Here is a 21863-nt window from a genome sequence, read left to right as displayed (position 1 = left end):
TTAACTTTACAAATTAAGATAATCTCGATTTATGCTTTGAATCACACTTAATTCTATATTTCACGGTATAAATTAAAATAATGAGATTCACATCAACATATAACAGAATGGCATACTAGGAATTTTGATAAAAATATTTTTATCATTATGTGAAGTTGACCGCAATAAGTCCTAAGTGGCTGAGGTGTAAAATAAATATTTAGGACAAACAAGACATATTACCTACCTTAAAGCACTTAATTCACAATGAAATAAAGTTTTACAACTATGTGTCTGTTATGCCTAAAATTCAATTATTCCATTTATATCTGCACACAATAAAATAGTAATCGATTGCATTCTCACTTTAAAAAGAGAGTGATGTAACAATAATTAATTAGAGTGATTTTAATCACTAAACTTTACCATTAAAGGCATTATTATACGTAATTAGCAGATAAACGATTATAGGTATAACCATGAGTACACTAATTGCAATTGCGATTACTACAGGCATTCTTTCTGGTCTTTGGGGATGGGTCGCTGTAAGTTTAGGCTTATTAAGTTGGGCTGGTTTTCTTGGTTGTACTACCTACTTCGCTTCACCTACCGATGGACTAAAAGGCATAGGCTTAAGTATCGCAACTAACCTTAGTGGTGTATTTTGGGGGATGGTGATAATCAAACTTTCTTCGATGGTCAGTTTAGAAATCATAGGCTACGTAATTACCGCTATTGTTGCTTTTTTTATGTGCGCACAAGCAAAGAAGAGTTGGTTAAATTTTATCCCTGGCACCTTTATCGGTTCATGTGCAACTTTTGCTTCAAATGGTAATTGGCAGCTTGTTATCCCATCTCTAATTTTGGGCGTTGTATTTGCTTATGCAATGAAGACATCTGGTTTGTGGTTAAAGGAAAAATTAGATGCCAATAAATTAGTTGAAGCAAGAAAAAACTAAAGCGGTTAATGTAGAAAAAGCCTCTGGCTAAATAATAATTATCTAGTGAGAGGCTTTTTTATTCATCCTTGAATACTTTCCTTGGCTTTCTAGTGTTGTAAAGTGACAAGCAAATTAAAGCACATTCCATAACAATAAAAACAACAACTTATGAGACAAGCACATAAAAAATTGAAATGATTAATTATTTTTCATAACCTACAAATACAAAAACGCCGCTTGATATTGCTATCAAGCGGCGTTTTCAAAGGTGGCTCCCTTTGCTGGACTTGAACCAGCGACATACGGATTAACAGTCCGGCGTTCTACCAACTGAACTAAAAGGGAACAGGTGTTGCATCTCAATAAAGAGAAAAGATGGTGCCGACTACCGGAGTCGAACTGGTGACCTACTGATTACAAGTCAGTTGCTCTACCTACTGAGCTAAGTCGGCACACTTTATCTTTTGCATCATCAAGCTAATTTAGCTCAACAATGGAATGTGGTGGAGGGATAGGGATTTGAACCCTAGAACCGCTATTAACGGTTGCCGGTTTTCAAGACCGGTGCATTCGACCACTCTGCCATCCCTCCACGGGACTCTTCTGAAGCATCTGCCTCATCAAGTGATGTCGCGCATTATAGAGAAAATGAGATCAGGCGCAAGTCTTTTTTGAAAAAAAATGTTTGTTTGGTTAATTTTAAACCCAACTGATTGTTTTTTGTTATTTATGAATAAATAAGCACCAACAATCAGATAGTTATGGTTGAAACACGGTTACGACCTTCTTCTTTCGCTTTATAAAGTTCTTTGTCTGCGGCTTGAAGTAACGATAATTCAGATTGGCCTTCCGTAGACTCTATTAAAGCAACACCTACGCTAATGCTCACTTTTTTATGGGGTGAATAGTCATGGACAATCGCTAAGTCATAAATACAGTGACGAAGTAATTCTGCGGTTTGTTTCAATTGTTTCATATCCGTATCAAATTGAATAAGAGTAAACTCTTCACCTCCATATCGATATACTCGATCGCTTTGTCTTTGTAGTGCGCTCATTAATGCTCTTGATACTCGAACTAACGCTTCATCACCAGCAGAATGACCGTAATTGTCATTAAATTGTTTGAAATGGTCGATATCAAATATAATGAGCCCTACATTTACGCCCAATCGACGCCCTTCTGCCCATTTACTTTCTAAATCAGAATCAAACATTCGTCGATTTAACAAGTTGGTTAACCCATCCAACGAGGCATGTTTTTCAAGTAAATCTGATTTCAGCTTTAATCTTAATTGGTTACGAACTCGTTTTTGCAAGATAACTGAATTAAATGGTTTTGTTATGAAATCAACCGCCCCTAAATCCAAGGCTCGGATTTCATCTTCTGTTGAATGGTTGACTGTAATAACAATAATAGGAATGTCTTTTGTTTTATCATCGTTTTTTAGTCTTTCTATTACTTCAAAACCACCCATGATAGGCATATGGATATCCAATAGAATTAAATCAATCTCTTCTCGACCAATAGCATCAAGTGCTTCGATTCCATTTTTAGCCATAATAGAGGTTAATGGTTTGAGTAAATGCTGTAATACCTGACGACTTACAGGTTCATCTTCAACGATTAATATTTTTTGTTCTACTACTTGCATACATTCCCCACGTTGATGGCTTACATCAAACCCACTTATTTTTTATAGGTTAGCTGCAATTTTGCAATTTTTTCTTGAAGTACTTCTCTTCTAAAAGGTTTCGGCAAATAATCATCCATTCCGCTATCAAAACATTTTTGAATGTCGTCGTCCAATATTGAAGCCGTTAACGCTATAATTGTTGTAAGTGTCATGTTTTCATTTTTCTCTAACTGTCGTATTGCTTTTGTTGCATCAAACCCATCCATGACAGGCATCATACAATCCATCAATACCACTAAAATTTCTGCGTGATGTCTTTTATATAGCTCAACGGCCTCTGCCCCATTGTTTGCTATTTTATAATCGATACCTAGCATTTTAAGATTAATCGAAGCGACCTGTTGATTGACCTTATTATCTTCAACAATGAGAACCATACCTGCATTTTGTTTTTCAATACAAGTCTCATCAGCAGAAGTGTCGTTGTCATCATCATGTAAATGCTCAAAAATAGAATGCAATAAGTTATCTAAACGAGATCCAAGTAATGGATAAGTGACATAAGCGCTAACGCTTTCTATTTCAATATTTGTATCGGTATTATTTCGAACGAGAACGATAGGTAATAAGGGATGTATTTTTTTAACTGTATCAATTTTGTCTAAAAAATCTTCTTTTTCTAGAACGACTAAAGATTCCGATGTTTCTTGAACTTTAATTTCTTCAACCGAATACACGACCTCGAGATGGTAACCGTATTCTCGGACTTCATTAATCAATAATTTCTCAGGTGATTTAGAGCAATAAATAATGGTTTTATTTTCTCTGCTTTTCCTGTTTTTTTCAGGCGTCTGATCTTTTTCTAACTCAATAGAGAAATAAAACTCACTCCCAACGCCTTTACTTGATTTTATTTTAATTTCGCCTCCCATCATTTTGATCATTTTAGATGAGATAGCTAACCCTAATCCCGTACCTCCATAATTCTTAGAGGTGTCGTCATCTTCTTGCTTAAACTCTTCAAACACTTGGCAATGTTTACTTTCGTCAATACCTAAACCGGTGTCTTTCACTGAAAACAAATATCGATTCGTCGTTTCCGTCTCTTCTTTTAATGATAATTCAAACGAGATAGAGCCCGCCTCGGTAAACTTAATCGCATTAGAAGCTAAGTTCATCAAAACTTGTCTGATTTTTTGCTCATCTGCTTTTACATAGGCTGGGAAATCGTCATTCATTATGATTTTTATATTAACCCCTTTTTGTTGTGCTTTTGGTGCTATCAACGCTGCGGTATCAAAAATAACTTCCTTAATCTTGCAACTATGTACATTGACTTCAATGTTGCCAGATTCAATTTTAGATAAATCAAGAACATCATTAATGAGCATTAATAACGTTTGAGATGAGGCGTTAATAGTGGCCAGATAATCTTTTTGAATGGCGGTGAGCGTCGAGGCTGACAGTATCTCTGTCATGCCAATAATGCCATTTAACGGGGTTCGTATTTCATGTGACATATTCGCCAAAAATGAACTTTTGGCTTTATTCGCTTTTATTTCTTGATTCTGCGAGCGCAGTATTCGTTTTTCTAAACGGGAAGTCATAATAATCACTGCACACAGAACGGTTACGATCAAAGAAAAAAGAACAAAAGAGAGAATTTGGCTATAAAAGTAGAACCGGTGGATTTCTTGAGTCGTTTGTACAGAGACTGTCTCAAATAATATATTCAATCGTTCTTCTATGGTATGTATCGCTTTACGCAATTCTCCATGCAAACCTAAACGATGATTATACCCCGTAACAGCATGAACTTTTTGAACATTTACAAAGCTGTTTTTAAACACTAAGTAATCATTCATTACTCTCTCATTATTAAAATGATCAATATCTTTGCCAATAATATCGATTAATTGAAAAATCTGCTCAAGTTCATAGTTAATGGTTCCTTCTTTTTTACTTGAGAGCCCTGAATAAAAGTCATAGACACTTTCTTGTAGTGCTAACATTGTTTTATTTAGTTCTACATCATCCAGTAATAATAACCCTTCTTCTAAATCAATGGATTCTTCTTTTAATTTATCAAACAATCCTTTTTCGTTATTAATCCCATTTAATACGCTTAACAATTCTGTTAATTCATGAAAAGACTCTGCATATCTGTCTATCGCTTGTATTAACTCTACATTATCAAATTTAACCTCTATTTCCTCGACAACTAATGCTCGGTAGATGCGAGATAGGCGGGTTTCAAAACGTTCAATACCGATCTCTAACCGATCATGATATTTAATATCATTTCGGCTGATGAAATCCTTTTCATTACGACGCAAGATTAATACGTCATTTTCAGCTGATTTAATGTCTAATTGCAGTTCGGTTAATCTTTCCTCATGCTCATGGAATTGGTAATTCATATAAAAGTAAAATAATAAAAGAGCAGTAATGATTATCCCTGCTATTTGTAATAATGATTTTATTGAGAGAGAGGCTAGACGTTTCATGCATATCCTTATGGCATTTATTCTAATAAAAACAGTTTAGGATACTTTTAGGCAATAAAAAAAACCTTGGCTCGTCTTTATCATCAGATAAAGAGATAAACCAAGGTTTTTTATTAATGACTATAAAGGGTTATTGATCACTCAATGTAGATTGCTCATCACCGGCTGTCATTTCTTGATTCGATGAATCGAAGCTTGCGCTATCGTCCATTGTATCGACTCCTTCATCTGTATTATCTGATGTTGTCCAATCTTCATTTGATGCTTCATTTCCTCCTTGAACCCCATCATTTGCATTATCAGCACTTGTTCCTTGCATTTCATAACTAGAATTAACATCAATTAGGCTAAAACCTGTCGCCCCATCAATTGGGTCATCCATTGCTGTCATGCCTACCATTTCGACTCTTACTTCCCCTGAGAAGCCTTCATCAATAGCAAGTGCGAGTGGTTGTGAAGTATCACTAACAATATAGCCTCCTTCTCCATCTGCTAATCCTTGAACAGGTTCAATTCCATCAGGCAAGCCTGTCACTTGAATATGATCAACGCCTGCATTTTCAGAAATTTCATTTGGCACCTCGATATTAAGTGTGTCCCCAGGGGCTGCTGTATAATCGGGTTCTGGTTCAGATGGAGTGTCTACCAATGGTGATCCAACATCATTAGTTGAGGCATTCTCCACTGAATTTTCAGTAAGGCTATCTTGAGTTAATACGACTTGATGCGTTTCACCATCTGATGTAGTGAAATCAACATTTATCTCACCATCATAATCGGGGTTAGTCCAAAAACTCCACGTTCCATTATCGTTATCAATTAAAGTCCCGTCATCGCCTGAATACGTAACCTCAGAAATACTGTTTTCTGGCGAATTATCACCAAGTGAATTAAGTAAGTCTGCGCTCAATAGCAATGCATACCCATCTTCATCTAACTCAAAAGAAGATGCTTCCGATTGAGAACGTCCAAGTTCTTGAGTCACTGTATTATCTGCAGGATCTTCCACTTCATCCAACGACACAACGGATACGGTGACAAAGAAATCTCCGTTGAAATCTGCGGGTGGTATCATGGTCATATCATCAAGGTTCCAATCACCAATATCGATACTCTGCCCTTGTTCGGTAATCGTCACACTATGATCACCATCCCCGACAACAAATCCAATGGGATACCCTGTCATCATGACGCTAGTCATAATTTCCGATGTATCTAGTTGTTCAATGTTCAGGCCGAAATGCCCTGTTGAGTCTTCAGGGAAAACCAACGGTCCATCAAAGCTTGTGGTAATTGCGACACCATCAGCAACAGGACGAATATAGACGTTCATATCCATGCTGACTTCTGTCGTACCATCAGTCACAACGACTTGTAAACCGGTAGTGCCTGCAAAATCATCCGTTGGGGTGAATGTCCACGTTCCATCCTCATTATCAATGACGGTGCCTTCCGCTTCTTCTCCTTCAGCAGTTATCACTCGTGACACGGTTACTGCGCTATCAACATCACCAAAAAGATCAATCAAATCGGCACTATTGAACGTCACTGCACCATCTTCATCCGTTGCTAAATGTGCATTGCCTGATTGGAATGGCGCATCATCTACAGGAATGATTGTCAGGTTTACGGTTCCTTCCGTTGTTAACTCTCCATCACTCACCGCATAAGCAATATCTATCGGGCCATTGAAATGTTCAGGTACAATAACTTGATACATTCCTTCTTGGTTTTGAGTAATTGAAGCTTGAGCAGGTGAGCGAATACTGATGCTTTCCAACGTAAGTTCTGCGCTATCTACGTCGCTTACTTGCGATAAAATGAAGTTAGGATCAATCAATAAGACTTCATCTTCACTTTCACTTATCACCAATGTAGGGGCAACAGGAGCATCGTTTATTGCGGTTACGGACAATTGAAGTTCGGTACCTACGGTATGTAAGCCATCACTCACATCAAAACTCACATCAACTGCACCATTAAAATCAGCATTCGGTGTGATTGTATATGAACCGTCTTCATTTAAAGTTACCTCAGCTTGTCCATTAGTAACAATTAAATTCGTTGCGACTAAATCATCCCCATTAATGTCCGTTGCATTTGCTAATAAATCAGCTTGGGTTAATGTTATTGAGTTATCTTCATCAATGACAGCCGTTATTGGTGTCACTTCTGGCGCATACTCTATCGCATCAATGTGGATTGTTTGTGTCGTTGTTGAAGTGTCTTGATTTGACTCTTCTGTTGATGTCGCTTCAATAATTAGATCAAACTCATCATTGTATCCCTCTGGCAGTTCCAGGGCGATAACTTGATCTAAAATGATGGTAGGAATAATGATTGGATCATCGCCAATGACGGGTATTTCACCGCTATAGATTGATTGATTCACTTCACCCAAATCGATAGTAAAAGTGAAATCATCGTAATCTCTATCGCCACCACCATAGATATCTTCAATACCATAGACTAGCTCACCCTGCTCATTCATGGTTGTTCGAGTATGCTCAACCCCATCTTGATTTAAGTTAGTGCTATTACCACCATGGTAAATGGTATCGCCATTTTGACTTTGAATCAGAGTTTCAATGCCACTTTCATCAATAAAAACAAGTTGAGGATCGATTGAATCCATTGTGGATTGTGACCCATTTTCATCTCTAAAAACAAATTCGCCATTGTGCATCTCTCCAAAGTTATTATGATTAAATCCATTTGGGACAACGAATAAATTAAAGCTTTGCCCTTCTTCAATATCAAATGAGAAAGAAGACGTTCCAGGAATAAGATCCCCACCAGAACCTTGCTCTGAGGCATTTTCATACACTAATTTAACATCTGAAATTGACCCATCAGCTTCAACAATATAGTAACCTGCAGAGTTTTGATAACCAGCTTCTTCTCCTTGGAAAGTCACGGTAACATTCGTATCTGCATAGCTGGTTAAACCATAAGTTTGATCATTAATAATGGCATCACCATCATAATGAATAACACTGCCTTCTGGTGCCCCCCCCATTGTAACGACTAAGCTTTCTGATAAATCTTGATCTACAAGTTCGGCGCCTAAATTCAGTTCAATAATATTGGCATTATCTCTAATTTCATCGCCATCATTAATCGCTTGGCCTTCACTATTAGTAATCACTAATTCAGGAGCATCAGCAACTGCATCAACCGTAATGGCGATATTCGCATTCACGCTATCAGTACCATCATTAACGCTGAAATCGAGATTTAACGACCCACTAAAATGTTCATTTGGTGTGAAAGTATGGGTGCCATCGCCATTAGAAACTACGCTGCCATTTTCTCCAGAATAAAATACGGACTCGACACTCAATTCATCATTATCAATATCGGATGAACCCGCTAATAACTCGTCATCGGTAATGATCAATACACCATCTTCATTTAACGTAAATTCATGGTCTTGAACTACGGCCAAATCATTAACTGCCGTCACAGAAACGTCTACTTGAGCAGGAACAACAGCACCATTGCCATCGTCAACGCTGTAATTAATTGAGAATTCACCATTAAAGTTTTCATCTGGTGTGATGGTGTAAGTGCCATCGCCATTGTCTGTAATCACGCCATTTGGAATAGAAATATCGCTAATCGAGCTTTCGCCACTACCTGAATTATCCTCTTCTCCATCAGAATCACCAGAGCCTTCAGTATTGTTGTTTTCAGATTCATGATTTTCATCATCAGAGCCATTCACTACATCACTAATATCAATGGCGTCTAAATGGCCACTCACTTCAGCTTGGCTAGGTACTGCAAACTGACTCTCTGAAGCAACAAATTGTGCAGGGACAATCACACCATCAACAATATCAAAAACATGCCAATGATCCCCTGTCGGATTTTCAGGTAAGTTAGGCACAAATGAGGTGACTAACGTGTCTCCAACAAAAACATCAACCTTAACATCATCAACGCCTTCTACATCCCATGAACGGGCAGTATAGTTATGCACTGAATAATGCATATTCGCATCCGCGTAATTCGGAATTGAAATCGTTTCAGGGCCATAGTGACTAGTATCATCGACATCTTGTAAAACGGTTCCGTCACCCAATTGATGTGACATATCTTGATAATAAATATGATCAAGTTCATCACCTGTCTCGGTGTTATACAGCCATAAATGATTATCTAAATCACGAGTTTCGCTCGAATCACCCCATGTCACAACAATACGCATATCAGTCACATCCATGACTTCAGATATCGCTATCGTACCGCTGTTTAATGTCTCCCCTTCATTAACAGGGAAGTATGACGTAATACACCCTTCTTCAGTAATGAATACCGTGCCTTCTCCTGAAACTAACCCAGTAACAGAGTATGAGCCATCCATTTCAGTGACAGTGCTAGCACTATTACCAAATTCATCACTGAGTTCAACTGGTACGCCTGAAATAGGGTCTCCACTTTCAGCATCAACTACAACCCCAGTCGCTGTTGTTTCAGTTCCTTGCTCTCCAATGTTCGCGGTTAAATCATCATTATCAACATCAGTTGCAAATTGCAGTAATTCTTCTTGGGTAACCGTATAAGATCCATCTTCTTCAATCGTGATTTGAACATCTGCAGAGATAACAGGCGCATCATTCACTGGATCAACCGTTAATAGCAAATTCGATGCAACCGTATCGGTTCCGTCATGGATGCCATAACTAACATTAATCATTCCATTGAAATCTTGGTGCGGTGTGATGGTGAATGAACCATCCTCATGAGCAACGATTTCTGCGTTTTCAGCCGCTAAATTAAGAGCTGAAAGTGCATCACCATCAATATCTGCGGCATTAGCAAGTAACTGAGCTTGAGTTATCGTTATTGAATGATCTTCATCAGTAGATGCCGATACATCACCAGACACAACGGTTAAGTCATTCACTGCATTAACGGTTAAATCAATCCCGGTTTCTACAACATCAATCCCATCGGTAACGTCAAAACTAATCGCTAGTTCACCATTAAAGTTCTCATCAGGAGTGATCGTAAATGAACCATCCTCATTTTCGATGATTTGTGCATTTCCACCTACAGATAGATTAGATGCCGTTAACGCATCCCCATCAAGATCCGTGGTATTTGCTAGTAATTCTTCTTGAGTTAACGTAACAGAACCATCTTCATCCATAACAAGATCAAGATTACTTGAAACGATTGGTGCATCTTGCTGAGGTATAACATCAATAGTGACCGTAGCTGAATCAAATGACCCATTGCCATCAGTTACGACATAATGGAAATCTGCCTCTCCAGAGTAGTTTGGATCTGGGGTATAAATTACCTGTCCATCTTCAGTTAAGCTCACTTCCCCGTGAGAATTATCGGTTGTATGCACATCTACGATAGTTAACAGATCACCATCAGCATCGGTATCATTCGCTAACAAATCACTGACGCTTAAAATTAACTGTCCATCTTCCAGTACTTGTATTGGTGTTGAAGTAATTGAATCGTCAATGTTTATCAACTCTTCTGTCACATCAATTGCTTGTTCTGCTGTGTTGTAATTTAATTCGAGCGTGAGTTCAGTGCTGGTTTCACTGCCGTCAGGTTGAATAGTGACTAATTGAAGATCTTCAGACAACGTGCGAGAAACCGTCATATTTTGAACAACATACGTGCCACCACCACCACTTGTTCCTAATTCAAAATGGTGTACCGGTTGATCTGTTGTAAATGCATATAAATCTTGAAATTCACCCGACTCTCTATAGCCGCCTTGCGAATCAATCACATTGCCTTCTGCATCATAAGCCGTAATCACAACTTCTGTTGCTTGCGGATGTGATTCATCAAACCAACCGCCGAGACCATCCAGTTGAAAGGTTATTTGATTTACATCCTCTCCTTCAATTGTCACAACAAGCGTATCATCATCAGAAAGCCCATTATTGGCTTGATCACCAATACCAGCCCCCATTGCTTCCCCTGCACCATTCCAAGCAAACAACTCACCGTTAGTCACTTCAGTTGTAATGGTTACTTCATCCTTAATAAAGGTGGCTGTATTTCCATCAACAACCCCCCAATCAGAAGTTGAAGCAACTCCATCAAAAATTGGCGTGTCTGTATTATTATCAAAGCTACCAACTTGAATATCACACGTAGCAGATTGAACGCCTTCCACATTAGGTACAAATTGTACTTCTGTATCCGCGGGATATTCCTCACCAACAACCATTTCTACCCATTCATATTCGTCATTTAAATATTCTAATGTTCCGTGCTCTGGGGCCGCATCTAGACGAATAAGTGGTTCACTTGCCGCTAATTCTGAATCGTCAACGGCAATAACAGGGTCGTTAATAGATACAATTTGAACGTGTGCCGTTGTACTTGCCGTTGCTCCTTCATCATCAACAATCACAACGTTAAAATCTAACTCTCCGTAATAATTAGGGTTTGGAGTGAACGAATAAGTGCCATCCTCATTATCAATTAATTCGCCTTCAAAACCAGGGTAAGTAACAGATTGAACCGTAACGTCACCTTCCACATCACTTGAATTAGCTAATAGTTGCTCGCTGGTAAAAGTAAGCACATGATCTTCATCTACTTGATACGATGTCGCCCCTGCAACAGGGATATCATTAACACCTTCAATGGTTAACTCTATCTTTGCCTCAACCGTTGCTTCACTGTCCGAGACGATAAAACCAAGGTCAACAAGGCCATTAAAGTTTTCATTCGGGGCAAAAGAAAAACTGCCATCTGGATTTTCAGATAACACCCCATCAATTCCGGTATAAATCACAGCATCAATGTGCAAAGTATCGCTATCTATATCAGCAGATCCCATTAATAACTCTTCTGCTGTAAAGGTAATAATCCCATCTTCTTGCATCGAAAATAACTTATCGACTGCGGTTGGGGCATCATTCACCGACGAGACATTGACCGCGAAAGTCATTGTGTCCGTTATTTGGTCAGTATGATCTAATTCATCAGAATACATCGAACGGTCTGATTCAACGTTCACACCAAAAGTATGAGAATCTAATGCTTCATCACTAAAATTTCCTTCCACAGATGAAGGGGCTTCTGCTCCATTATTTCCGCTATTAGAAGATGAGTTCTCTGGTGCTGATGAATCGGTATTATTAGAACGAGATGCCGCTGAAGACGAGGATTGAGAAGATCCCCCGCCTACATTTTGAGTCTCTGAATTTGATTGTTGCGATGACGCATTTGATTCTGTTTCTTCACTGTCATTTTCATCATTATTAATAACATTGGAATCTGAATTATCATCAGGATCCGTCTCCCCCCCCTCATTAACTGCATTTGTTCCGTTCTCGGCATTCTCTTCAGCTGCTGGCGAATCGCTTGAATCTACGTCTTGATCTGATTGTGATTCCTCTTCTGGCGAGCGCGGCTCGACGGTATCACTCCCTGTAGCAACAGTATTTGCTGTTGATTGTTGATTATTCTGATTACTATTATGATTTTCCGAAGACGGTGAATTATCCTCCGTGACCTCCTGCTCTACAGCACCATTTAGATCTTCATTATTATTATTACCAGCAGCCATATATTGCTCCTTGCCTTTAATCCCGACTAAACATACCAATAAAGAGTATGTGATTCATAAGAGAGCATAGGAAACAGTGACTCAAAAAACCAAAAAACAAATTTATTATGGATAATAAGAACTTCTGTCCTATAGTAATCATACGTATTGAATTAATAGGTTAATGGCTGTGATTAATATAGAAATGTTAGATGACATGTTTGGGGGAGATAAAGAAATTACCCAACAATTATTTGAGCTTTACCTTGAGGAAAATGCAACAACGGGAGACATCATATTAACCCAATATGAAAGCAATGATTTATCAGCATTATTTCATACCTCTCATACGCTTTCAGGGGCTCTAGGAAATTTATGTGAGATGGATATTTTGCCTAAAATTAAAGAAATAGAAGCCGCAGCAAAAACAGAAAATACGCCAAATAAAGAGACAATAGATACGGTAATAGAAGGATTAAATAAAATAAAAGAGCAAATGAGGAATCACCTTTCTAGTTAACATAATACGTTAGTAATAGCATTAGTAAGATGAGAACAAGGATGAATTTAGCTCATGAGTAATTTAAATAAGATTATAGAGAAATCCATTAACAATACTCATATTGAGCGATTTAACAGTACGAGCGACCAAAAGGAAAAAGTCTCTACTCATAAAATATTTATCATTCTTGTTGTCTTCGCTCTTTTTTTATTGGTTTGGTCTTCTCAAGCCAGTATTGATATTACCGTTTCAACACGAGGTGAAGCCCTTCTCGATTCCGATGTAGAAAAAGTACAACACCTAGAAGGTGGCATTTTAAATGAAGTGTATGTATCCCCTGGTGATTTAGTTTTTAAAGGACAAAAGATTGCTCTATTAACTTCAAAAGATCGAGTGTCTGAGTTAAATTCAACTCAATATGAGATTACAGGATTGCAAATTGAGCAACAAAAATACAACGCTCTAATCAATAATATTACGCCTAATTTCATCCCTTTTAACCAATTTCCTGAATTAGTAGAAACCCACTCCTTATCATGGGAAGAAGAAAATAACCGAAATCGTTCTGGTGATGAGTTAATTCTGCATGACATAAAACATAAACAGAGCCTCATTGCTTCAATGCAGCGTCGAGTAAAATCGTCGAATACCCAATTAAGTTTAATTAAACAGCAGCTGAAAATAAAACAACAATTGTATGATGAAGAAATGGCATCTTATATTGACGTGCTCAATATGAAGGTTCAGCACATGAACATGGTAAGAGAAATTGAAAATCTACAAGAAGCCGTATTAAATGAAGAATTTCAATTAACTCGCCTTGAAAAACTGCTTGATGATACTCAGAAAATACGTAATACCGATTATTACGCCAAATTAACCGAGGTAAATAAGCAGCTAAATATTAAACTCACTCAATTACCGACCATTAGCGATAAAGTAGATCGCTTATTAGTATTCTCTCCCGTTGATGGCACTGTTGATAAAGTGAATTACAACTATTTATCCGCGATAATCTCCCCTGGTGACAGTATTGCTGATATTACCCCATTACGAAATACGCTTCATGCTGAGGTAAAAATCCCTCGTAAAGATGTCGGCTTTATTGAAAAAGGCCAAGAAGTAAAATTAAAATTTGATGCGTATAACTTTGCTAAATATGGCGTAATTACGGGTAACATTTCGTCTATTTCTCGCAGTTCTTATGAAGAAAAAGAAGAAGAATATTACCTTGCCAAAGTCAACATCACTCAGAATTATTTAGAGCGTAACGGCATTAAATATCATATTTCCCCTTATATGGAATTTACTGCTGATATAAAAACAGGCAGCAGAAAAATTATCGATTACGCCTTGAAACCAGTCATGGCAGCACTAGATGAATCTTTTGATGAAAGGTAATGAATAATGAAACGATTCCTTCAGCCTAATACCCCATTTATTCATGTCCTTTTCTTTATCACTTTAGGGATAATACTGGCACAAGGCGCTTATTCTCTTCGTGAAGTACTATCAGCTGCTGATAATAGCGAAAGTAAAGTACAAGTGTTGCTCGTAAATAAATCAAGAGAGATTTTAAATAGCATCAGTCGATTAAATGCAACGTTGGACGTTTGTACTCGAAATGATTCAAATTGCAGTACGGCACAAGTTCAACTATTCACGAATGAATTATCCAACGAGATTGATAATTTTCATGCCCTCATTGCCAATGAGAAATCTCTCGCGTCTTCCTCAGGTATTTTAGGTTTTGATTTAATACAACTTTATATCAAAAAGTATAATCGTACTTTTGATATAAATGAGCTCAAACAATCGCTGGGCGTCGCCTTCACAAACAGCACTTCCATCATAGACAGCTTATTATTAAATCACGCCAGATTAAGCAAAGAGAAACAAGATAATCATCTTTATACTCTACTTATGCTAAACGGCAGTTTGATCTTAGTCTTTGCACTTTATTACTTATTGAACACCAAATTAATACGTGCCGCTCATACAGAAAAGAACCGTATATCAAGTACATTTAAAAGTATTTCTAATGATTTAAAAACCATTGATCACGACAAAGTGAAAGAACGGATATCAAATGTATCGACCAGTAGTATTGAAAAAAACATCTATGCCAAACTGCTTTCTAGTTATGAACAACTTGAAGAACAAAAATCAAAGACCGATTTATACCAACGTTTATATAATCTATTAGGTTACGAGGTTCGCGGCATTACCAATACCATTCAAGGTGGCGTAAAATTGTTAATTAAAGACGCCGATGAAAGCGGTGCGCTATTAGCAAAAGAAATAATGGCTGCCACCAACACACTTGAAAACCTTGCCGATAACTTTAATCGCCTCTCAAACATTGATGCAATGAGCCACAATAAGACCATTCATTTTTACCACTTAATGAGTGAATTAATCGTATTAACGTCAACCAAAGCTAAGCAACAATCAAAAGAAATTGAATGTTTTGTCGATAATGCAATTCCACTAAAAATGTACGGTAATCAAACGGGGTTATTTTGGTTATTACTGCTACAAATATCAAATATGATCTCGGCCTCTAACCAGCCAAAAATACTATTAAATGCGAGCTGTAGTAGCTCTGATCGTGTAGATAAGCTCACCATACACTTTACATTGTATCTGTATTTAGATGATTACAATGCAATTCAAAACATAGATACGTTAGCGTGGGATCAGGCTCCTGAAAAAAATGTAACTAACAACGAGCTATCTAACAACTTACTTAATGGTATTAATAACTACACAGCCATTACGCAAGATTTAGGTTATGCCGAAAAACTCCATGTCTCTTTTGATGTCAATACCTCTGAATACCAAACACACAATAATCGTTTAGCGGGTAAAACTATCTTATTGTGCGGAGCCTCTGGCATTCAGGTGGATGTCATTGCCAATACCTTGTCCAATCAAGGGGCCAATGTAATTATTGCTCATACCGCTAATGATATCTTCAAATCGATGAAACGATTAAGCGCCAATGATGGCATCTTCTTAACCGACCGAATTAAGGGGATTACTCTCGATTCTTTCTGTAAGACGTTAAAAGCACGATTAAGTAAACGAAACATTAAACTCTTCTTATCGGTTTCAAATTCAGCTGATATTGATGATATTTATAACCATGTAGATTACGTGTTTTATCATCCATTCACCCCTATCGACTTTATCGACAATATCATAACGACACTTAACAGTGATTCAGAAAAGGCAGAAGAGATCACTAGCCGATTCTTAATCGTTGAAGATGATAAAGTACAGCAGTTCATTTTAAATAAAATTCTTACCGGTTTTGAATTCCAAAGTGAAGGGGTTGATGATGGAGCAAAAGCCTTAGCCTTGGTAAAAGAAAACAATTTCGACATTATCTTTATGGATTGCATCATGCCGGGCATGGGAGGGATGGAAGCTACCTCGTTAATTCGTCAATATGAAAAAGAGCATCACCTGCCACCAACCACCATTATCGGTGCAACTGCATTAACCAGTAATAAAGAACACAAACAATGTATTGATGCGGGTATGGATTACGTCATCAGCAAACCGTATAAAAATGAAGAAATATACGCCGTCATTAAGAAGTACATGGCCATAAGGAAAGTAGGCTAATGACAAAAACAAACCGTACATTTATTATTTTTAGCTTATTCGTTTCCTGGCAGCCTTCTCTTAATGCGAGTGAACTATCAGCCTTAATCAATGAAGCGTTAAAGAATAATTATCAAATCATCAACTCTAAATACGAAGTCGACTCCTCTGAATTTGACCAAAGTATTAGTGGTGCATTCTTTTATCCAACCATTAATGCCAGCGCAAATACGACATGGAATGATTCAAACGTCGATTCTAACACCCCCTCAGACAGTGAATATAACAGTTATGGGTACCGTGTTTCGTTATCACAAACCATTTTAGATATGTCGAAAATTCGCTCATACCAAGAGAGTGGTATTGATTTACAAATCAATAAATTAAAGCACGATAAGATCGTAAACGACATCATCATTCAAGTGGTAGACAATTATTTCTCATACTTGAAATACCACTCTCAAAAAAAAGCAACTGACGCTCAATTTCGCTCATCAGAAGCGCGATTAAAGCAAATCAGTCGTAACAATGAATTAGGCAATTTACCTAAAACTGATGTGTATGAAACTCAAGCACAAAAAGAATCAACTTATAAGAAATTAGCTGACATTCGTAAACGCATTAATCTTGCTTTAGTGCAGTTACAATCCACCACTCAGGCTCCTATCAGGCCATCATATGATGTAAAACTGAATAATCAATATACGGAAATTGATTACTATGAGAAAAGCACACTTGAGAAGAATTTGATTGGCAGTAACTATGATATTGCGATTGCAAAATCTAATTTAGATAAGTCGAAACGGTCACTTACTCAATCTCGTTCTGATTTCTATCCAACATTATCTGCATCAGCAAATTATGAATACACCGACAGTAATTTTGATCGTTCAAAAACCGACGACGCTACCTATGCACTGACGTTAGATATACCGATTGTGAATGGTGGTTCGGATTATTACGATTATCAAAAAAGTAAAACAAAAATTAACCAATATTCATCACAATACGATCAAGCCGTAAATGATAATCGCGTCAACTTTGAAGAACTTATCTACAGTATCAACACTAATGTAGAATCTTTAGCTATTTTAAAATCCATAATCAAATCTAATTACCTTGTTTATAAAGGCAATCAAAGGGCATTTAAGTTAGGCACAAAAACACTGACTGATTTACTTAATTCTGAATCAGATTTATACGATAACATCCGTGAATACCATTCAAATCAATACGATTACATCATTAACATGACGAAGTTATATGCATTATTTGGATCCGTTGATCTTGCTTCCCTTGAAGAAATTTCAAACAGAATGGAACCCATCAGTGACACTTTTGATATTACTCTATTAGAACGATTTACATCAGAAGGAGTGAAGTAATGAACAAACTCCACTATTTACCACGACTTGGGTTATTTGATGCGTTATTTTTGTTTACTTCAAGCCTAACGACTACCTTACTAGGCTTAGTGCTGCCTTTTTCTATTCTAATTATTTTTGACCGTATCTTACCTAATAACTCAAGCTCTTCACTCTATTTCATTTTTTCCATTATTTTAGTCGCCATCTTCTTAGATTATAAAGTAAAAAACTTAGAAGACGCGATGGTCTCTCGTATTGGAAACCGGTTTGAAAAGAAAATTACTAACCAACTATTTCACGCCATTTGTCATTCAAACTTATCATTATTTACACAATTAGAGACAGGGGAATACTTAGAAAGATTAACGGCTATTCCCGGTTTAAAATCCTTCTTTAGTGGCGCCCTTATTCGCTCGGCTATTAATGCCTTTACGTGTTTTATTACGTTGGTGATCATTAGCATAATTAATCCCGGAGCTGGCGTTATACTCTCTCTGGCTTCGTTGTTTTTATTGCTTGTCTCTTTACGCTTATCAAAGACAAAAATTAAATTAATGGAGAAAAAATCCGACATTGAAGGCATCACCAACTCTAAAGTGATTGAAATCATTTCTTACCCTCTAGATATTAAAAGTCGCTCAATGGAGTATCGCTTAGAAAACCTAATGGAGACGATGGTAAACGAGAGAGAACATCACACCACTGAATTTGAAAAACAAGAATCTCGCTTTAATTTAACTTTGCATTTAATTCAACAATTAGCGGTAACGTTTACCGTTGTAAGCAGTGCGATAGCGGTAATCAATCTAGAGATCAGTCAAGGTGTGATGGCTGCCATCATTCTATTAACTAATCGCTACTTTTCCCCATACCAACAAACGATGAGAACCATCAGCCAATGGCGAGTAAATAAAAGTTATATCCAACGCCTTAATGACATTTTATCAATGGAAGAGGGTCAACAAAGAACCATTGCGCCTCAGGCTACCCCTCGAGTATTAAGTTACCATGGCAGCAACGATTACCATTTTACGGCTGAAAAAATATCTATTATTTCAGGCCCTTCTGGTTCAGGAAAATCCTCAATAATAAAAGCTTTTACGAATAAACCATTAACTCAAGATTGTCATTTATCTATTAATGGATTAAAAGAAGAAAACTATTATCAATCAGACACAATAAGTAATGTGATTTTAGTGGATAAAAACAGCACCTTTGTTGATGGGACCATTATTGATAACATTACCTGTTTTCGACCTCAGTTGCATAAAGCTGCCTATTCTCTTTGTGAGGCACTCTCTATAAAAAGTGACATTGACGATCTCAGACTTGGTTTTTATACCGAGATAACAACCACGGGTATTAAACCTTTTTCTCGAAAAGTGAATTTTGCTTTATTCATTGTGCGAGCCTTATTAAGTAATAAAAAGATCATTCTTATTGATGATTTTGATTTGGTCTTTGATGATGATTTCAGCCTAAATTTACTGTCTTGTCTTCGTCCTCGCATTCAATCTTATTTGTTTGTGATCGTCAGTAATAAAATTAAAGACACGGACGTAAAAATTCAGCATACCCCTATCAATGAGGTGGCCTAAGTATGGATACATTAATTGCGTTTGATGAGATACAAGAGCGTCTCCATCACTTTAAAAATGGACACCTTCATACTCGTTATTCAGAAAATCCGTTATTACTTGGATTGGCTTACACTTTAGTCACGCTTGAATGGGAAGGAACCCCAGATATTCTTTCTGATGCGTTTTTATCTGATCACGACCACGTTATTTCATTTAATAAAACACTGACTCGACTTGGCTACCAATGCATTGAAAGTAATATCACCCATGCAGACCAACTCTTAGCGATAGATTGCCCTAGCTTTATTACCTTACATGAACAGCACTATATTCTCTTAAATTTTGACGATGATATTCTCTATTTGTATGACTATGAAAATGACATTACGATAGAAAGTGAAGCCAAAGGAAAATTGATTGCTAAGGTATGTGCTATTTCTAAATATTCACGTTTATTTAGAGAGCCACCACCAGAATCACAAGACAAGCGAAATTGGATAAAGCATGTTTTCTATCACTACAACAATGAATTCAAAAGCCTTGCATTATTAAGCCTTTTAATTAGCTTGTTAGGCACCTTGCAGCCCTTTTTTATTATGGGGGTATATACCTTTGCATTAACTGCTGACTCTATCTCAACCCTTTATTGGCTTGCTTCTGGCGCCGTGGTGATCGCAGGCATGGAGTATTTATTTAAAAAACAACGAATGGCTATTTTAAATACATCAGGTCAAGAACTTGCCCGTTATATCTCTTATCAAGTCATATCAAAATTACTTTGGCTGCCCTATTCTTTGACCTCTAATGCCGCCACTTCCTCTCAACTTGCTCGTTTAAAAGACATTGACCAATTTCGTCAACTCGTTACTGCTGAATCAAGCCTAAGTTATTTTGATTTACCTTTTATTTTCATTTTCTTAATCGCTATTTTCATCATGTCTGGCAGTGCTGCGATCACCGTAATTATTGGTATCGCTATCATGATGTTATTCTGTATTTATGCTCGATATATTTATATGCAAGCGACATCAAGAAGCTCTCGAGCCAACGCGATGGTGTCTTACCAATGGAATGAAATATTAAGCAACGTCAACTCAATTCAAAAATTACCGTTACTGTCAGTAATTAAATCTCGCTTTAATTCAGCCTTAACTCAACGCTTACAAGATTCTCATCATGTTTCAGTGACTAACTCGAAAATACAGCAACTAGGAAGCAGTTTTATTCAGGTCATTGGGACAACAACCATTGTGATTGCAGTAACAGCTGTAATGGCTGGAGATACTAATCCTGGGGCAATGCTTGCCATCATTATCTTAGTTTGGAAAACATTAACGCCGATTATGGGGATATATAACTCATTGGCTAAAATCGACACTATCAAGGCATCAACTGCCCAAATAAATGCATTAATGTCTTTAGATGATGATAAAAGTCGCATAGAAAAAAGCACACCCATCCATGAGTTTAGTGGCGAATTATCAATTTCAGGTTTATCACACCGTTATCAAGGTGTGAGTAAGGGATTAACAAACCTTTCTTTTGCAATAAAAGCTGGCAGTAAAATATCAATATGTGCGCCATCGGGCAGCGGTAAGACTACCTTAATGAATATATTGAGTGGTATTGAAACGCGCTTTCAAGGGCGGTTATTAATTGATGGCTACAACATAAACCAATTCAACAACTTCCGCTTTCGTAACAGTATTTGCTATGTTCCCTTTGATATGCATTTATATCATGGAACCGTTCATGCTAATTACACCATCTATAATGGTTACGTTCCACCAACCTTCATTGATGCCATGCTAAACTTTTTGGATTTATTGCCTTATCTTCCTAATGGAAAAAATACGCTACTAAGCGCGGATTTCCTTTCATCATTACCAGATGGAATACAACGAAAACTGACACTTGCTATTGGCATTGGCTATTGCAGAAAAAGAGTCGTCATAATAGACGAACCTTTCGTTGGATCAGAGCATGAGAACAGTAAATATTTAACGTCTTTATTCAGTGAATATCTGGCAAACAGTACGGTTATTTTTACTACAACAAGTAAGTCAATGGTGGCAACGTCTGATTTCTGTTTGTTACTCGAAAAAGAGGGTTCTCAGAAATTCTATGGGACGCCAGATAAAGTATTGCAAGCCGCCCCCGCGATGTTAACTTAATTTAAAATTAATACGGTAGAGTCGA

Annotated in this window: 10 protein-coding genes and 3 tRNA genes; 7 read left to right on the top strand and 6 right to left on the bottom strand. The window is 37.3% G+C overall.

Features of this window, described 5'->3' with window-relative positions; genetic code table 11:
* Positions 1–458 precede the first annotated feature (458 nt).
* A complete protein-coding gene (locus A6E03_RS05205; protein WP_065591923.1) occupies positions 459–938 on the top strand; it encodes a DUF1097 domain-containing protein in 480 nt (159 codons plus the stop codon).
* Positions 939–1189: 251 nt separating this feature from the next.
* Here the strand turns inward: A6E03_RS05205 and A6E03_RS05200 are convergent.
* The 6 genes from A6E03_RS05200 to A6E03_RS05175 all read right to left on the bottom strand — a co-directional run bounded on the left by A6E03_RS05200 (position 1190) and on the right by A6E03_RS05175 (position 12624).
* Positions 1190–1265: transfer RNA gene (locus tag A6E03_RS05200), tRNA-Asn, on the bottom strand.
* 31 nt (positions 1266–1296) lie between these two features.
* Positions 1297–1372: transfer RNA gene (locus A6E03_RS05195), tRNA-Thr, on the bottom strand.
* Positions 1373–1421: 49 nt separating this feature from the next.
* Positions 1422–1512: transfer RNA gene (locus A6E03_RS05190), tRNA-Ser, on the bottom strand.
* 159 nt (positions 1513–1671) lie between these two features.
* Positions 1672–2574: a diguanylate cyclase gene (locus A6E03_RS05185; RefSeq protein WP_065591924.1), complete on the bottom strand. Its 903-nt coding sequence runs from the start codon at positions 2572–2574 to the stop codon at positions 1672–1674.
* A gap of 35 nt (positions 2575–2609) precedes the next feature.
* A complete protein-coding gene (locus tag A6E03_RS05180; RefSeq protein WP_065600315.1) occupies positions 2610–5063 on the bottom strand; it encodes an ATP-binding protein in 2454 nt (817 codons plus the stop codon).
* Positions 5064–5193: 130 nt separating this feature from the next.
* The gene (locus A6E03_RS05175; protein ID WP_065600314.1) at positions 5194–12624 is read right to left on the bottom strand and encodes a tandem-95 repeat protein; all 7431 of its coding nucleotides are present in this window, start codon (positions 12622–12624) and stop codon (positions 5194–5196) included.
* Positions 12625–12793: 169 nt separating this feature from the next.
* On the opposite strand from A6E03_RS05175, the gene A6E03_RS05170 reads away from it, so the two are divergent.
* Genes A6E03_RS05170 through A6E03_RS05145 form a run of 6 tightly spaced genes read left to right on the top strand, consistent with a single transcriptional unit; the run spans position 12794 to position 21838 of the window.
* Positions 12794–13123 carry an Hpt domain-containing protein gene (locus A6E03_RS05170; protein ID WP_065592046.1) on the top strand — a complete coding sequence of 110 codons (330 nt, stop codon included), beginning with the start codon at positions 12794–12796 and terminating at the stop codon, positions 13121–13123.
* 54 nt (positions 13124–13177) lie between these two features.
* Positions 13178–14506 carry an HlyD family type I secretion periplasmic adaptor subunit gene (locus A6E03_RS05165; protein ID WP_065591927.1) on the top strand — a complete coding sequence of 443 codons (1329 nt, stop codon included), beginning with the start codon at positions 13178–13180 and terminating at the stop codon, positions 14504–14506.
* A 6-nt stretch (positions 14507–14512) separates the two neighbouring features.
* Positions 14513–16738, top strand: coding sequence for a response regulator (locus A6E03_RS05160; RefSeq protein WP_065600313.1), 2226 nt, complete (start codon positions 14513–14515; stop codon positions 16736–16738).
* Entirely contained in the window at positions 16738–18102 is a 1365-nt protein-coding gene (locus A6E03_RS05155) for a TolC family protein (RefSeq protein WP_065591929.1), read from the top strand. The genes A6E03_RS05160 and A6E03_RS05155 overlap by 1 nt, the downstream gene beginning before the upstream one ends.
* The gene (locus A6E03_RS05150) at positions 18102–19682 is read left to right on the top strand and encodes an ABC transporter ATP-binding protein (RefSeq protein ID WP_065600312.1); all 1581 of its coding nucleotides are present in this window, start codon (positions 18102–18104) and stop codon (positions 19680–19682) included. Before A6E03_RS05155 ends, A6E03_RS05150 begins: the two co-directional genes overlap by 1 nt.
* Before the next feature lie 2 nt (positions 19683–19684).
* On the top strand, positions 19685–21838 hold the full coding sequence (locus A6E03_RS05145; protein ID WP_065600311.1) for an ATP-binding cassette domain-containing protein: 2154 nt from the start codon (positions 19685–19687) through the stop codon (positions 21836–21838).
* Positions 21839–21863 lie beyond the last annotated feature (25 nt).

It is taken from the genome of Aliivibrio sp. 1S128 (genome assembly GCF_001691065.1).
In the GTDB taxonomy this organism is placed as follows: domain Bacteria; phylum Pseudomonadota; class Gammaproteobacteria; order Enterobacterales; family Vibrionaceae; genus Aliivibrio.
Note: the sequence above shows the minus strand (reverse complement) of the source record. Positions and strands in the feature narration are given on the sequence as shown.

Coding starts and splice junctions, on each gene's coding strand:
- A6E03_RS05205 (WP_065591923.1), top strand. CDS start 459: ATGAGTACACTAATTGCAATTGCGATTACTACAGGCATTCTTTCTGGT.
- A6E03_RS05185 (WP_065591924.1), bottom strand. CDS start 2,574: ATGCAAGTAGTAGAACAAAAAATATTAATCGTTGAAGATGAACCTGTA.
- A6E03_RS05180 (WP_065600315.1), bottom strand. CDS start 5,063: ATGAAACGTCTAGCCTCTCTCTCAATAAAATCATTATTACAAATAGCA.
- A6E03_RS05175 (WP_065600314.1), bottom strand. CDS start 12,624: ATGGCTGCTGGTAATAATAATAATGAAGATCTAAATGGTGCTGTAGAG.
- A6E03_RS05165 (WP_065591927.1), top strand. CDS start 13,178: ATGAGTAATTTAAATAAGATTATAGAGAAATCCATTAACAATACTCAT.
- A6E03_RS05160 (WP_065600313.1), top strand. CDS start 14,513: ATGAAACGATTCCTTCAGCCTAATACCCCATTTATTCATGTCCTTTTC.
- A6E03_RS05155 (WP_065591929.1), top strand. CDS start 16,738: ATGACAAAAACAAACCGTACATTTATTATTTTTAGCTTATTCGTTTCC.
- A6E03_RS05150 (WP_065600312.1), top strand. CDS start 18,102: ATGAACAAACTCCACTATTTACCACGACTTGGGTTATTTGATGCGTTA.
- A6E03_RS05145 (WP_065600311.1), top strand. CDS start 19,685: ATGGATACATTAATTGCGTTTGATGAGATACAAGAGCGTCTCCATCAC.